Genomic DNA, 14,676 nt, shown 5'->3' on the forward strand with positions numbered 1-14,676 from the left:
TCCACGCCCGAAGGCGTCTTACTCGTTCGACTTGCATGTGTTAGGCGCGCCGCCAGCGTTCATCCTGAGCCAGGATCAAACTCTCCGTGGAAAGCCGAAGCCCCGAGGGGCTTCGAATCCTAGTTAATTAAAAAATTGAATCAGGGTCCATATGATCGCTTCGGGGCTCATGCCCCGAAGCCCTGTCTGGCTTCGTAAAATTCCATCCACAGTATCCGGTTCTCAAGGTTCCCGGCGGGGCCTGCGGCCCGCCGTGCGCTTCGCGTTCCCGCTTGGCGCAGGAATGTATATTACGGACTTGAACTCATAGGGTCAAGGATTAATTTACTTTTTGGTCGAAAAGTTTTTGCATATGTCTGATTTACCGTAGGCGCTTTTTTTTGTTTTGCCTGGTAAATCACATTAGTTACTCTTCCCCGCCTTTCTTCTTAAGATGTGAATACCTCTTCATAAGTCTCCTATCGCCCTCGATACGCTAAGCAACCGAGGTTCGAGCGCGTAAACTACGCCTCCACTTCTAAGAAGTTCGCCTGTCTCACGGGAGCAACCCTCCGGGATTGAGCCCCGCTTTTGCCGACCATTTGCCTCCGCTTCCTTCGCCGCACTCTATGAATATGGCTGGCACCTTCTTCGGCGCCAGCCATATTCTCACTTTATATATCTCTCTATAGGTCGCTCTTCAAACCGCGCGTTCACGCCTCTTCTATTGAATGCTAGACATAGAACAGAATGTCATCGTACGTGGGCACCGGCCAGTAGTCGGCGGCAACGAGCTCTTCCATGGCGTCGACCGCGGTACGCAAGCTTGCCATTGCAGGGACGACCTCATGAGCATAGCAGTTCGCTTCTTCCTGAGGGTCGTCGATGGCCTCTGCCTTCTGATGCACCGCATCGAGCGCCTTGATAGAATCATTGATGGTTGTGATTCCATTGCACAGCTTGTTGAGCGTATTGAGCTCGCACTGCATGGCGCTTTCGATGCCTACCCCCTTTACCGTTTCGAGGCCCTTGGCAACCTTGGTCGCATAGGCGCTGATGACCGGTCGATAGGTGCGGCGCGCTTCGCGAATCATCGTCGTTGCTTCGATATTGAGCAGCTTCGTGTACTTCTCGAGCTTCACTTCGTAGCGGCTGCGCACTTCGACTTCAGTGAGCACGCCGAGGCTCGTGAACAAATCGATGCTCTTGTCGGAAACGAAACACGGCATCGCATCGGCCGTGGTCTTGTAGTTGCACAGCCCACGCTTCTCGGCCTCAACATGCCATTCGTCAGCATAACCATTGCCCGAGAACAGAATGCGCTTGTGCTCGTTGAGCACCTTCTTGCAGTATACAAGGGCCGCCTCGCCGAACTCTTCAGCAGGAACGCCTTCGAGGGTATCGGCGAATTTCTTGAGCGATTTTGCCACGGCGCAGTCGAGCACCATGTTGCAATCGGACGGATTGGCCTCAGAGCCGAGCGCACGGAATTCGAACTTGTTGCCCGTGAAGGCAAAGGGGCTCGTACGGTTGCGGTCGGTGTTGTCCTGCTTAATCTTCGGAAGCACATCGGCGCCCAAATCGAGCATGCCGTGCTTCGCGTGCACGGAAGCTTTGCCGTCGGCGATTTTCTCGACCACTTCGGTAAGCGCATCGCCCAAGAAGATAGAGATAATCGCCGGAGGAGCCTCGTTCGCACCCAAACGGTGATCGTTGCCGCAGCTCGCAACACTCATGCGCAGCAAATCCTGGTAGTCGTCAACCGCTTCGATGACAGAGGTGAGAAACACGACGAACTGCAGGTTATCTGCAGGGGTCTCGCCCGGATCGAGCAGATTCTCGGATTCGGTGCCGATGGACCAGTTGTTGTGCTTGCCCGAACCGTTGATGCCTTCGAAAGGCTTCTCATGAAGCAGGCACACCAAACCATGACGAGAAGCGAGCAGCTTCATTTTTTCCATCATGACGAGGTTGTTGTCAATCGCCTCATTGACTTCGGCATACACCGGCGCGAGTTCGTGCTGGCACGGGGCGACCTCGTTGTGCTTGGTTTTGGCGGGAATTCCGAGCGCCCACAACTCATCGTCGAGGTCTTTCATGAAGGCGGAAACCGTGGGACGAATCGCGCCAAAATAATGTTCCTCAAGCTCCTGGCCCTTGCATGGCGTATTGCCGAACAGCGTGCGACCCGTGATCACAAGATCTTTGCGACGAGCGTAGTCTTCTTTCTTAATAAGGAAGTACTCCTGCTCATTGCCCACAGAAGGAACGACCTTTTTCGGGGTTTTGCCGAACAGCGCCAGCACGCGCTTGGCTTCGCGGTCGAGCGCGGTAATAGAGCGCAGAAGCGGCGTTTTCTTATCGAGCGCTTCACCGGTATACGAGCAGAATGCCGTAGGAATGCAGAGGACCTCATCTTTAATGAACGCGGGGCTCGTGGGATCCCATGCGGAATAACCGCGTGCTTCGAAGGTTGCGCGCAGGCCGCCATTGGGGAAGCTCGATGCATCGGGCTCACCCTGAATGAGCTCTTTGCCTGAAAACTTCTCGATTGCCGTTCCATCGTGGTTCGGTTCAAGGAAGCTGTCGTGCTTTTCGGACGTAATGCCAGAAAGCGGCTGGAACCAGTGCGCATAATGCGTGGCACCGTGTTCGATGGCCCACGACTTCATCGCGTGCGCGACCGCGTTCGCCACATCGAGATCGAGAGATTCACCATCTTCGATGGTCTTGTTGAGCTTCTTATATATGTCGGAAGGAAGATACTGCTTTCGCACGTGGTCGGAAAAAACCAGGGTGCCGAAACGCTCAGTAAGCTGGGACATACGGGCCTCCTCGCTTCGCGGCCGCTCGCGCGACCACCTTTGCTTTTTGTGACCCTTCCACCTTATGGGCGCTGTGTTTCGCTTGGGTTACGCGGAAGTTTCGCTCTTTGAAACTCACGGGCCGGAATTTTCGGACGGCAAAGGCGCGGGGTGCGCCGCCCCCGCGCAAAGCTTTCCCATCCCGCATACAAGGGGAATCGGCCACAAACGAAAAGAGGCCGGCTTTCGCCGACCTCGTATTCGATGCTAGAGACCCATTGCCATAATGGCGACGGTGGGGACTCCCAGCGCCAACACCAAGATGATGCACACGACAACCGTGAAAATCTTCTTGGTGCGCTGCGCCGCTTCGCGACGTTTCTGCTCCTGCAGCTCGCGCTGTCGAGCAGCCTCAACCTTTGCGGCCTTCTGCTTGGCCGTAAGCTTTTGACCCATTCGTTAATCCCTCAGCTTTCCGCGAATCTGCATGCCGCGCTCGCGAGCCTCCGCGGGATTGATGAGCATTTCCCACTTATTGCCGCGCACGTCCCACTTGCTTCCGCGCTCGTAAACTGGCTTGCCGCCGACCATGGTGAACATGACGTCAGCCGCAGCGCCGCCTTCAACGACCGCCGTAACGGGGTCGACAAGCGGAGTCTGACGCGAACCAGACAAATCGACCACCGTAATATCGGCGCGTTTGCCAGGCTCGAGGGTTCCGATCTCGTCTTCCATATGCAATGCACGGGCGCCGCCGATTGTGGCAAGCTCGAGCATGGTTTTCGCGGTAAGGAATACATCGCGATCGACCGAACGGTGGATGAGCATGCCCAGTCGCATCTCGATGAACATGTCCGAAGAATCGGTCGCGGCAGGAGAGTCGGTGCCCAAGCCAACGCGAATGCCCGATTTAAGGAACGTGGGCAGCGGAGCCAAGCCCATGCCGAGCTGCGCATTGCAGCGCGTATTCACCGAAATGGCCACGTCATGCTCTTTGAGCTTCGCGATGTCATTGTCGTCAACGTGCACACAATGCGCAGCAAGCACATCGTGGCTATTGAAGGCGTTCCAGTTGAGCGCATAGCTGACAGGCGTAACGCCCGTCGGGAGCCACATAGGGCGATCGGTAAGCGCATCGCCGCCCGTTTCGATGCCACGCACCGACAGAGGCGTAGAGCCGCGCATGATGTAGCTATATTCCTCATAGCTACCAGCCACGTGCATCGCAACGGGAAGGTCGAGCTTTTCGGCGACCTCGTTCACTTTGCTGAAAATAGTGGGGTGGCATGCGTGCAGGGCCTTCGGTGCAATGCCGATTTGCATGCGGTCGGAATCGGCCTCAGAACGCCAACGCTCGATATCGGCAACAGCTTCTTCAATCGCGGTATCGACCTGCGATTTCGAAGTCGCGCCAACGCTGCGATAGAACTTTCCGCGCAAACCGACATCTTGGGCCGCCTCAAACGACGCGCCCGTGCTCGTGAAGTCGGCAACCGTGGTTACGCCGCCGGCAATCATTTCCATGCCGCCGATGACCGCGGAATCGTAGCGATCGTCGCGCGACATCATGTCGGCCTTAGCGTGCTCGGTCACAAGCCATTCGGCATAGGGCACATCGTGCACAATACCGCGCAGTGCGGTGTACTCGAGATGGGTATGGCAATCGACGAAACCCGGCATGATCGCGCTTCGACCGAAGTCACGCACTTCCTCCTGTGGATAGTGCGCCTTCATGCGCTGCGCGCCGCCGACCTCCACGATTCTTCCGTCGCGGACGAGCACTGCGCCATCATCGATGGGCTCGCCTGCAATCGGGATGATATGTTCGGCACAGAGTAGCATGGTGAACATAATAGCATCATGGATTCGGCTATACTTTGCAGCCGAGCAAAATCACGGTACATGGCAAAAGTCACCGCCGTTTTTTACTGAATGGAAACAAGCGCGCCGCTTTTTTGCGACGCCCATGAGAAAGAGGACCTATGAGCAGCGAAGCCCAGCATGCCGAAGAACGGGTGGTTGACACCGCCACCGGAGCCGAAGCGCCCGCCGAAATTTCGGAAGAGCGCGTGCAGCATATCTTCAGCAATATTGCGAAGCAATACGCGCGATTCAACGCAGTATCGAGCTTCGGTCTTTTCAAGGGCTGGCTGCGCAAAACCGTCGACGCGGCAAACCTCACGCCCGAAAGTGATTTGCTCGATTTGGCGGGCGGCACAGGCGATGTGAGCTATATGGCGGCAAGCCGTCGCCCCCCGGCGCATATTCAGCTGACCGACTTCGTACCTGAAATGCTCGACGTTGCCCGCGAGCGCGAGGCGGCAGGGGCCGCATGCGGCGTTCCGATTGATTTCGAGGTTGTCGACGCGCAAGAGATTCCTTACGCCGACAATTCATACGACGCCGTGACCATGGCCTATGGCATTCGCAATATCCCCGACCGCATGAAGGCGCTGCGCGAGGTGCACCGCGTGCTGAAGCCGGGCGGAACCTTCGCCTGCCTGGAATTCTCGACCCCACCGAATGCGGTATGGCGTTTCCTGTACCACATTTATTTGAAAGTCATGATTCCATTCTGGGGGCAAGTATTCACGCACGATCGCCCAAGCTTCGTATACTTGGCCGACTCAATTCGCGCGTTCCCCGACCAGGAACACTACGCCCAAATGCTGCGCGATGCAGGATTCAGCGATGTGAGCTGGAAGAATTACGCCGGAGGTATCGTGGCTGTGCATACGGGACACAAATAATCGACCTGGACTTGGCCGAAGGAAGCAAAGGTAGATTTACGAGAAAAGCCCGCTCGGTTGAGCGGGCTTTGTTTTTGGTGGACGTGTTCGACTCGCCTTATTCTGCACCTTCAGCATCGAAAAGCGCGTCGATGGAAACGGGGGCAGCACCTCCACCGACCAAGTTGCCGCCAAATTGTGCGAGCAAGCGCTTCGCCGCGGCGATGTCGACCAGGCGCTCCGCATGGGTCGACATATTGCGAACGCGCGCCTTGCCTTGAGCGAGCTCGTCGGGGCCGAGCACGATAACAACACGAACTCCAAGCTTGTCGGCCATCTTGAACTGGCTCTTCAAGCTCTTGCCCTGGTGATCCATCTCAACCGAAAGCCCAGCATCGCGGGCGGCGCACACCAAATCGAAGGCCGTGGCGCGAACCGACGGATCAACGCAGGCGATATAGCCGTCGACGCGTTTCGGAGAATCGGCGAGCGTGCCGGCCGCTTCAAGGGCAAGCACCATGCGCTCAAAGCCAAGAGCGAAGCCGAGACCCGGCGTGGGACGGCCGCCCTCGATTTCAGCGAGCTTGTCATAGCGCCCGCCGCCACCGATAGCGCTCTGCGAACCCATGCCTTCAACAACCTGCACCTCGAACACGGTGCGCGTGTAGTAGTCGAGACCGCGTACAAGCGTGGGGTCTTCAATATATTTCACGCCAGCAGCATCGAGCAGGGCCTTGACCTGCTCATAATGCTCGCGGCAATCGTCGCAAAGATGGTCGGTGATTTTCGGAGCATTCTCCATCACGTGCGCGCATGCCTCGTTTTTGCAATCGAACGCACGCAATGGATTCGTGTCGGCGCGACGGCGGCACTCTTCACACATCTCGCCTTCGTGGTCCAAAATGAACTGACGCACCGACTCGCGATATGCAGGACGGCAGTTGTCATCGCCCATGGAATTGATAAGCAGGCGCGTTTTCCCCATAGGCACGCCCATCTTCTCGAAGAAACGCATGAGCATGATGATCATTTCGGCATCGGCCGTGGGCTCCGTAGAGCCGAGGCACTCGGCGCCGATCTGGTGGAACTGACGCAGGCGCCCCTTCTGGGGACGCTCGGCGCGAAACATGGGGCCGGCATAGAACAGCTTTGCAGGAGCGGCGCCCTGCTCAACGAGATTATGCTGAACGACGGCACGCACAACGCCCGCCGTGCCTTCGGGACGAAGCGAAAGCTTCTGCTTCGATTTCAGTTTGGAATCGTCGCCTTCAGCAAGCGCGCGCTTGTAGTTCTCGCCGCTGCGCACGACGAACATTTCCTTGCCCACCACATCGGTCGCTTCGCCAATACCGTGCGTAAACACATCGGTAATCTCGAAAAGCGGCGTGTAAATGGGCTCGTAGCCATACGTGCCAAACAGCTTTGCCGCAGAATCGACCGTCGAGCGCCACAGGCGCGCGGCGGCGGGAAGCATGTCGGCAGTTCCCTCAGGTGCGTTGTATGCCATGAAATATCCTTCGTCGTACAGGTGTTTCCTGAAAAAAGAATTGTATCACCACCCTGCCGCACGCCGTATATTCCCCGAGACGCTACCGCGAAAGAACACGCATCGCAGTTAGCTACTTGCGGCCATATTGCTCGCGGCCGGTTTGGGTACCGCGAGCGTCGCGCAGACGAGCCACTACCTCGTGGGTGCAGCCATCATTTTTGCAGCGGTCGATTTCAGCGAGAGATGCCTCGTCGAACGAATCGCGCATTGCGCGGGCGCCACGACGAGCCTCGGCTCCATCGTGGGTCACGTTTTCGCCATCGGCGGGCAGCGCAACGAACGCCACACCCGCACTTGCGCTGCGACGGGCCTCGGTGAGCAGCAGCAGGAAGCCGACAACGCCCGCGACCGTCGAGGCCAAAAGAACCGCGGCCTTTGCCGTAGTAACCGCGAGCTCAGAATCGTAGGCGAGATTCGCCACGAAAATCGCCATGGTGAAGCCCACGCCGCCCAACACCGCGGCACCAGCCATGTGGCGCCAGTTCACGTTTTCAGGCAGGCTGGCAATTTTCAGCTTTACGACAACGAAGCTGAACAGCAGAATGCCCACGGGCTTGCCGATGAGCAGGCCGAAGAACACGCCAAAAAAGACGGGGCTCGTGAAGATGGCACCCATATCGGCGCCAGCAAGGGCAACATCGGCGTTCGTGAGGGCGAAGAGCGGCAAAATGGCGAAGTACACCCACGGGTACAGCTTGTGCTCAAGGCGCGTAGCAGGCGGAATGACCAGGCGCGACACCGACGAGAGATTGCTCACGTTGCGAATGTAGTCTTTCTGGCCAAGCACCGGCTCATTGGGGTCGAACGCGTTTTCCGCTTGACGAATTTTCTTATCGGACCAGGCGACGAAGCCTTTCAGGTTAACGCGCGAGCCCGACGGAATGGTAAATGCGAGCAGCACGCCAGCGATGGTCGAATGAACGCCACTCGAGAAAACGCAGAACCACAGCACCACGCCCAGCGCAAGGTAAGGCGCGAGCGAGTACACGTGCGACTTATTGAGCGCGACGAGGGCCAACATAACCACGACAGCTGCCGCAAGCCACATGAAATCGGGCGTGTGCCCATAAAATACGGCGATCACGATAATGGCGATGATGTCATCGGCCACGGCAAGCGTGGAGAGGAACACCTTCACGCCAACAGGAATGCGATTGCCCAAGAGCGCCATAATGCCAAGCGCGAAAGCGATGTCGGTCGCGGTGGGAACGCCCCAACCACCAAGCGTTTCGGGGCTCTGGAAATTGAAAACAGCATAAATAGCAATAGGCGCGAGCACGCCGCCGCATGCCGCAACGATGGGCAAAATGGCCTGGCGAATGTTCGTGAGCTCGCCCACGGTCATCTCGTATTTGATTTCCAAACCCACGAGCAGGAAAAATACTGCCATGAGAATGTCGTTGATGATGTGCGCAATCGACATGGTCGAAATCGAATCGCCCACAACGAAGCCAATCTGCGTGTGAATGAGGTGCTCGAATTGGCCGTAGATACCCGAATTCGCAATGGCAAGCGCAGCAATGGCGGCGAGCAGCATAACGCTCGCCGCTTTCGTGGCCGAATGGGTAAGCTCGATGACTTTGGTATATCGAGCCTGATGACCTTGCACTTCCTCAATGAAAAGGGGTTGGTCGGCGTTATGGGGCGAGGCGTTATTTACCATGCTGCTCCAATCTGGTTTTTTCCGTTTTCGAAGACAGGGTTTTTCAAAAGCAACGAAAGCATTATTTTTCGGAAGCAGTATTATAGCCGCAGCATTCGCGGGGAACCGCTCGGACGTTGCCCAGCCGTTGCTCCGCACCACGAAATATGCGCGAGAGGGGAACGCATGCAGGCAGAATCGGTCTTTATGAGCGAAAACGTGTTCACGGGCACGAGCGATGAGGCTCTTCCCTTGGCGATTTGCGTACGGGGTGGGCTTATTTGCGCCGTGGTACCGAAGGGCGAGGCAGAGGCATTCATCGGCCCCTCCACGCGCGTGGAAGATTTTGGCGACGCATTCTTGTGCGCAGGCTTCCATGATGCACATGTGCACGCATTCCATTCGGCACTGTACTCGAGCCCTTTGGCCGAAATGTTTTTGGGCGAATCGGAAGCCGACTGCGTCGCACGGCTTGCTCCCCTTGCCAAGCGCAAACCCCATGGCTGGCTTTTGGCGCAAGGGTGGCGCGAGTACCGATGGAACCCGCCCGTGCTGCCAAGCAAAGCCTCGCTTGACGCCGCCTTCCCCAACCGCCCCGTCGCCCTGTATTCCGGCGATGCCCATACCCTGTGGCTGAATTCGTGCGCACTGCGCGAACTGGGAATTTCACGCGAGAGCGTGCCGCCAGCCGGCGGCAGCTACGACGTCGACGAAGAAGGCGAACTCACGGGCATCGTGCGCGAAGCCGCGGCTATGGCGCTTATGCCGCGCATCATGGCTACGTTTTCCGATGAGGAGATTCTTGGCGCCTATCAGGGATTTCTCGCGAGGCTTGCAAGCCTCGGCATCACAAGCATCTGCGATATGGCGCTTTCCGCCGAACCCGGGCTCGATTTCGTACGGGACGACATCTATCGCACGCTCGAAGGCCGCGGCCAACTCACGTGCCGCGCACACCTCTTCCCCACGCTTACGCGCGACGTTTCTCGTTTCGAAAGCATGCGCGACGAATTGCGCGGGCCCCTGGTGCAAGCGCGCGGATTCAAACAATTCTTCGACGGCGTTTCGAGCCAGCATACCGCCTGGCTCGCCGAACCCTACACCAATGCGCATTTCGAAGGCGATTGCGGGCGTCCCACCGTGGAACCCGCGCTTATGCGCGATTACGTGATGGAAGCGGCGCGGCGCGGGTTCGCCGTGCGCATTCACGCCATCGGCGATGAGGCCATTACGCAGGCGATTGACATTTTCGAAGAGGCGAACGCGCGATTCGGCGCCCCCGCAATCGGCCATCACTGCATTGAGCACCTAGAGAACATGAAGGAGCCCGACGTCGCGCGGCTTGCGAAGACGGGGATCGTGGCGTCGGTTCAGCCGCCGCACATCACGCTCGACCCAGGCGGCCCGGAGCGAGATTTGGGCGATGAACGCTGCGAGGTAATGTGGCCATTCGCGTCGTTTTTACGCGAAGGCGCAACGCTCGCGTTCGGCACCGATTCGCCCGTCGTAGACGTGAATCCGTGGTCGGGCATTTATACAGCCGTCACCAGGCAAGATGCGAAAACGCACGAGCCGACGGGTGGGTGGCTTGCGAGCGAGCGCATTTCCGCCGCCGACGCAATTCGCGCCTACACGGCCGGGGCCGCCGCTTCCGCAGGACGTGAAAATGAAATTGGGAAACTCGCAGCAGGCATGTGGGCCGACATCGCCGCGTTCGATCGCAACCCACTCGTCGATGCCGAACAGTGCCCCGAGCTCATGCTCGAAACGCACGCGATCGCGACGTTTTTAGCGGGCCGCCCCGTGTTCGATTCACGTAAAGCGTAAGACACGCCCGGGTGCGTTATACAGGACGCATAGATACGCCCCGCCGCGTGGACGCAGGTCGCATCACGAGATGGCAACGCCTCGCCGTTTTGGTCCGCCAAGTGCGCTACCATATGAGCCAGAAAGCGAGTTCATTCGCTAGGGATTCGGCTCGTTTGAGCCCCCGCGTGCGGCGCCGCCATCGCCGCAAAATCGCTCGAGTGGGGAATTAAGGCTCGAGCGCACAAGGGAAAGGATGGTAAATCATGGAAGTCACTGTCATCGGTCGCAAAGTCACCATCACCGACGCGCTCAACGACTACGCCGTTGAAAAAATCGGCAATGCGATGAAGGTTCTGAGCATCGACATTCCGAAGGCCGAAGTCGTTCTGCGTGTCGAGAAAAACCGCGCGGTTCCTTGCATCTGCGAAGTGACCATTCGCCCGAAGGGCCACACCATTCACGTGGAAGAGCACGAGGAAGACATGTACGCCGCCATCGACGTGGCCGCCGCAAAGGTGCTGCGCCAGCTGCGCAAGTACAAGACTCGCGTCATCGACTACCGCATGCGTGAGACTCTGAAGGTCGACCAGGTAATCGAGCCCACCGGCGCCTCGCTCGACGAGCTTATGGCCGAGCTTTCCGCCGACGACGAAGTCGTACGTGTGAAGGAAATCGAATTCACGCCCATGACCGAGGAAGAGGCCATGATTCAGATTGACCTTCTGGGCCACGACTTCTTGGTGTACACCGATCGCGACACCAACGAGGTCAACGTGATGTATCGCCGCACCGAAGGCGGCTATGGCCTGTTGAAGCCGAAGGCCGAATAACTTGCCATCCAACCCTTGGAGGCGGAAGGCCCCTGGAGTTCGCTCCGGGGCCTTCCGTTTTTTTTGCAAGAAACTGCACGAAGCGCATACCCTAATGCCCGATTGTCGCCAACACGCGGCAAAACCGTTCGTAAAACACCTGTTCGCCGAACCGGCAAAAGAACTTATTAAAGCAAGGGTACGCACTTCGCGCTCTTTTATGCAAAAGCGGAATGTGTTGAATGCTCCGAGCATTTAACACATCAAGCAACCCTCAATCTTAGAATCGCGATATGCGCAGACGAGTCTCTAGGCAACGAGAAAGCCCCTGACCTTAGTTTATAAAACTCCAGGTTAGGGGCTTTCTAATTTGCGAGCACTCGGGTAACTGCGTATTTATCTGCGCATATCGCGATTCTAAGATGCAGACGTCAAAGTTCTGACGCGCGACAAAGCAGCAAGATGCTCTAGCCTAGTCGTCGTAGCGATTGAGGAATGCTTTCGTGCGGTCGTGCTGGGGATTGTTGATGACTTGCTCAGCCGGGCCCTCTTCAACAATGACGCCGCCATCCATGAACACGATGCGATCGGCAACATCGCGTGCAAACGACATCTCATGCGTCACGATGACCATGGTCATATGCTCAGCGGCGAGCTGCTTGATGACCTTCAGCACCTCGGCGGTAAGCTCAGGGTCGAGCGCGCTGGTGGGCTCGTCGAAGAAAACGATATCGGGGTTCAGGCACAATGCGCGAGCAATGGAAACGCGTTGCTGCTGTCCGCCCGAAAGTTCGCAAGGAACCTTGCCTTCATTGCCATCGAGGCCCATTTTCGCGATGAGCTCGCGGGCTTGGCGTTCAACATCGGCCTTATCGCGCTTTTGCACAGCAATGGGCGCATCCATAATATTTTTGAGTACCGTGTAGTGCGGGAACAAGTTGTAGTTCTGGAACACAAGGCCAAAGCGCGATTTCGCTGCGCGAAGCACGTCTTTTTTGCCATAAACCGCCTTGCCATTCTGCATAGTCGCGACCTCAAGGTCGCCATAGGAAAGCTCGCCTGCATCGAACGTTTCGAGCAGCGTGGCGCAACGCAAAAGCGTCGATTTGCCACCGCCCGACGGACCGATAATGGCAACAACCTCGCCCGGGTTCACCTCGAGCGAAATGTCTTTCAGCACCTCGGCATCGCCGAAGCTTTTCTTAATGTGCGACAGGCGCACGACCGGTTTGTTTTCGGCCATAGTGACCTCCGTATCCCGCCAGCGCTCACGCGCTGGCATGCGCCGCTCAAAGCGCAGCGCTCCTACCGCTCACTTTGCTTGCTATGCGTCACGCTTCGCTTTTGCGGTTTTTAAAATAAAACCAGTTTAAGAGAAGCGAAGTTTTGTTCCGCGCATGCCAGCGCGCGAGCGCCTACATTTCCTTACCTGCTTCGATACGCGCGCGATGTTGAACATTCCTAAATGGTATGTTCAATCTCCAACTGCTGCGCCCGAGCGGGCGCGCCCAGATTAGCTGGGCAAGATGCCGTCCGGATTGTCGCGCGGCATCGAGCAGTTGCGCCGTTCGCAGAACGGCGCAACTTTTAGTCGTGGTAGTAATCGAGCTTCTTCTCGATCCTATTCAACACGACCTCGACGATGAAGTTGAACACCCAGTAGAATACGGCCGCAAACACGAACGGCAGCATGCTGACTTGCGATGCAACGAGCGCCTTCGCCGTGGAGAACATCTCGGCCACACCGATGGCGAATGCAAGCGAGGTGTCTTTCACCAACGTGATGATTTCATTGCCCATTGCAGGCAAGATTCGCTTGATGACCTGCGGAAGCACGATTTTCATGAACGTCTGCACGCGCGAATAGCCCAACACTTCGGCGGCTTCGTATTGGCCGCGCGGAATGGATTGGATGCCGCTGCGATAAATTTCCGCGAAATACGCCGCATAGTTGATGATGAATGCCACGATGGTCGCATTGAACTTGGAATCGGTGGACAAATCCATGCCGAACAGGTAATACGGCGCGAAGTAGATGAAGAACATCTGCAGCATGAGCGGCGTGCCGCGCATGACGGAAATGTACAGGCGTATAAGCCACGCAAGGGGCTTGACGCGGCTCATACGGCCAAGCGCAACCAACACGCCAAGGGGCAATGAGCCCAAAAGCGTGAGGAAGAAAATCTGCAGGGTAACCACGAAACCTTGACCCAGCATGGCGAGCATAGTGGAAATATCCACGGCGATCCTCTCTCTTAACAGCATGAATCGCGAACGGATTGCCCCGCCCGCGATTCCGCCACAAGGCGCCTTGCCAAACGCCTCGCATATGTTTCAACCGATTCTATCTTATTTCAGAATCCAGTTCTCGTAGCTCAGACCATAGTCGGCATATTTCTCGCACAGCTGCTTCACGGTGCCATCTTCATTCATGGCTTTCAGGGTGTCGGTGATCTTCTGCGCGAGTTCGGTGTTGCCCTTCTTCACGCCGACGGCGTAGTGCTCGCTGGAAAGCTCATCGGAAAGCTGGGTGTACACGCCGGGCTTGGCAGACATCTGGTACTGGGCGATGGACAGGTCGCAAGCGACAGCATCGACGGCGCCCGACTCGAGCTGCATGAATGCGGTGTTGTAATCACCAATGGTCTCGAGCTGCGCGAATTTCGCGGCGAGGTCGGCCTTATCGCCCTCGAGCACTTCCTGGGCGGCGGAATCGGTCTGAGTGATGACGTTTTTGCCCGCAAGATCGTCAAGGCTCTTGATGCCCGAGCTCGATTTCACAACAACAACCTGAGCATTCAGCATGTACGGATCAGTGAAGGTGTAGTCGTCTTCGCGGCCCTCCATGGTGAAGCCGTTCCAGATGCAGTTGATAGCACCGGAATTGAGCAGCGTGTCTTTCGCATCCCAATCGATGGCCTCAAGCTGGATGTCCCAGCCATTGCGATTGGCGACCTCGGTGGCGAGGTCGAGGTCAAAACCGGTGTAGTTGCCGTCGTCGCCGACGAAGCCATACGGCGGATACGACTGATCAAAGCCCACGATGAGCTTGGTGGTGTCGGAATTCGCGGAATCTTTGGCGGCATCGTTCGAACCGCAACCGGCGAGCATACAGCCAGCAAGCGCGAGCGCTGCGGCGGCTGCCGTGATAAGGGACCATTTCTTCTTCATATGAAATACCTCTTCGACAATCTATCGTTCGCGACGGCTTGTTGCCGGCGCCCTTCCCTTCTGGCAGCGTGGCGACTGCCTTTGGAGCACTTTAGCGTGCTAAAGTGCTCAATGCGAGAGATAGTTTAGCACGGCGGCGTACTAAAGCGCAAACGGCGCAAATAACCACCGACAAACGGCATAT

The 14,676-nt window shown here is 57.2% G+C and carries 11 protein-coding genes and 1 rRNA gene; 3 read left to right on the top strand and 9 right to left on the bottom strand.

The window, feature by feature from the left end; all coding sequences use genetic code 11:
• The 4 genes from DMP05_RS07840 to DMP05_RS07855 all read right to left on the bottom strand — a co-directional run.
• Positions 1-91 (bottom strand): 16S ribosomal RNA (locus DMP05_RS07840); the annotation flags it as partial.
• Positions 92-713: 622 nt separating this feature from the next.
• On the bottom strand, positions 714-2,804 hold the full coding sequence (locus DMP05_RS07845; RefSeq protein ID WP_123219927.1) for a glutamine synthetase III family protein: 2,091 nt from the start codon (positions 2,802-2,804) through the stop codon (positions 714-716).
• A 246-nt stretch (positions 2,805-3,050) separates the two neighbouring features.
• The gene (locus DMP05_RS07850; RefSeq protein ID WP_114614533.1) at positions 3,051-3,239 is read right to left on the bottom strand and encodes a CASC3 protein CASC3; all 189 of its coding nucleotides are present in this window, start codon (positions 3,237-3,239) and stop codon (positions 3,051-3,053) included.
• Positions 3,240-3,242: 3 nt separating this feature from the next.
• Positions 3,243-4,625, bottom strand: a complete 1,383-nt coding sequence (locus DMP05_RS07855) for an amidohydrolase family protein (protein ID WP_123219964.1) — start codon at positions 4,623-4,625, stop codon at positions 3,243-3,245.
• A 140-nt stretch (positions 4,626-4,765) separates the two neighbouring features.
• Here DMP05_RS07855 and DMP05_RS07860 point away from each other — a divergent pair, with 140 nt between their 5' ends.
• Positions 4,766-5,533 (top strand): class I SAM-dependent methyltransferase, encoded by a 768-nt coding sequence (locus DMP05_RS07860; RefSeq protein WP_123219928.1) that lies wholly within the window; start codon positions 4,766-4,768, stop codon positions 5,531-5,533.
• Between the two features lie 97 nt (positions 5,534-5,630).
• On the opposite strand, the gene hisS is transcribed toward DMP05_RS07860, so the two are convergent.
• Together hisS and nhaA are read right to left on the bottom strand one after the other, a co-directional pair.
• Complete coding sequence (hisS, locus tag DMP05_RS07865; protein WP_123219929.1) at positions 5,631-7,019, bottom strand: histidine--tRNA ligase; 1,389 nt, start codon at positions 7,017-7,019, stop codon at positions 5,631-5,633.
• Positions 7,020-7,131: 112 nt separating this feature from the next.
• Positions 7,132-8,724: a Na+/H+ antiporter NhaA gene (gene nhaA / locus DMP05_RS07870; protein WP_123219930.1), complete on the bottom strand. Its 1,593-nt coding sequence runs from the start codon at positions 8,722-8,724 to the stop codon at positions 7,132-7,134.
• A 165-nt stretch (positions 8,725-8,889) separates the two neighbouring features.
• Between nhaA and DMP05_RS07875 the strand changes: the two genes are divergently transcribed.
• Together DMP05_RS07875 and hpf are read left to right on the top strand one after the other, a co-directional pair.
• Entirely contained in the window at positions 8,890-10,530 is a 1,641-nt protein-coding gene (locus DMP05_RS07875) for an amidohydrolase (RefSeq protein WP_123219931.1), read from the top strand.
• A gap of 245 nt (positions 10,531-10,775) precedes the next feature.
• Positions 10,776-11,342: a ribosome hibernation-promoting factor, HPF/YfiA family gene (hpf, locus tag DMP05_RS07880; RefSeq protein ID WP_123219932.1), complete on the top strand. Its 567-nt coding sequence runs from the start codon at positions 10,776-10,778 to the stop codon at positions 11,340-11,342.
• Between the two features lie 451 nt (positions 11,343-11,793).
• On the opposite strand, the gene DMP05_RS07885 is transcribed toward hpf, so the two are convergent.
• From DMP05_RS07885 to DMP05_RS07895, 3 genes are all read right to left on the bottom strand, one after another.
• Positions 11,794-12,564, bottom strand: a complete 771-nt coding sequence (locus DMP05_RS07885) for an amino acid ABC transporter ATP-binding protein (protein ID WP_123219933.1) — start codon at positions 12,562-12,564, stop codon at positions 11,794-11,796.
• A gap of 344 nt (positions 12,565-12,908) precedes the next feature.
• The gene (locus DMP05_RS07890; RefSeq protein ID WP_221182927.1) at positions 12,909-13,547 is read right to left on the bottom strand and encodes an amino acid ABC transporter permease; all 639 of its coding nucleotides are present in this window, start codon (positions 13,545-13,547) and stop codon (positions 12,909-12,911) included.
• Positions 13,548-13,670: 123 nt separating this feature from the next.
• Positions 13,671-14,492 carry an amino acid ABC transporter substrate-binding protein gene (locus DMP05_RS07895; protein WP_123219934.1) on the bottom strand — a complete coding sequence of 274 codons (822 nt, stop codon included), beginning with the start codon at positions 14,490-14,492 and terminating at the stop codon, positions 13,671-13,673.
• Positions 14,493-14,676 lie beyond the last annotated feature (184 nt).

Source organism: Slackia isoflavoniconvertens (genome assembly GCF_003725955.1).
GTDB lineage: Bacteria > Actinomycetota > Coriobacteriia > Coriobacteriales > Eggerthellaceae > Slackia > Slackia isoflavoniconvertens.

Coding starts and splice junctions, on each gene's coding strand:
- DMP05_RS07875 (WP_123219931.1), top strand. CDS start 8,890: ATGCAGGCAGAATCGGTCTTTATGAGCGAAAACGTGTTCACGGGCACG.
- DMP05_RS07860 (WP_123219928.1), top strand. CDS start 4,766: ATGAGCAGCGAAGCCCAGCATGCCGAAGAACGGGTGGTTGACACCGCC.
- nhaA (WP_123219930.1), bottom strand. CDS start 8,724: ATGGTAAATAACGCCTCGCCCCATAACGCCGACCAACCCCTTTTCATT.
- DMP05_RS07895 (WP_123219934.1), bottom strand. CDS start 14,492: ATGAAGAAGAAATGGTCCCTTATCACGGCAGCCGCCGCAGCGCTCGCG.
- hpf (WP_123219932.1), top strand. CDS start 10,776: ATGGAAGTCACTGTCATCGGTCGCAAAGTCACCATCACCGACGCGCTC.
- DMP05_RS07890 (WP_221182927.1), bottom strand. CDS start 13,547: ATGCTCGCCATGCTGGGTCAAGGTTTCGTGGTTACCCTGCAGATTTTC.
- hisS (WP_123219929.1), bottom strand. CDS start 7,019: ATGGCATACAACGCACCTGAGGGAACTGCCGACATGCTTCCCGCCGCC.
- DMP05_RS07845 (WP_123219927.1), bottom strand. CDS start 2,804: ATGTCCCAGCTTACTGAGCGTTTCGGCACCCTGGTTTTTTCCGACCAC.
- DMP05_RS07885 (WP_123219933.1), bottom strand. CDS start 12,564: ATGGCCGAAAACAAACCGGTCGTGCGCCTGTCGCACATTAAGAAAAGC.
- DMP05_RS07855 (WP_123219964.1), bottom strand. CDS start 4,625: ATGCTACTCTGTGCCGAACATATCATCCCGATTGCAGGCGAGCCCATC.
- DMP05_RS07850 (WP_114614533.1), bottom strand. CDS start 3,239: ATGGGTCAAAAGCTTACGGCCAAGCAGAAGGCCGCAAAGGTTGAGGCT.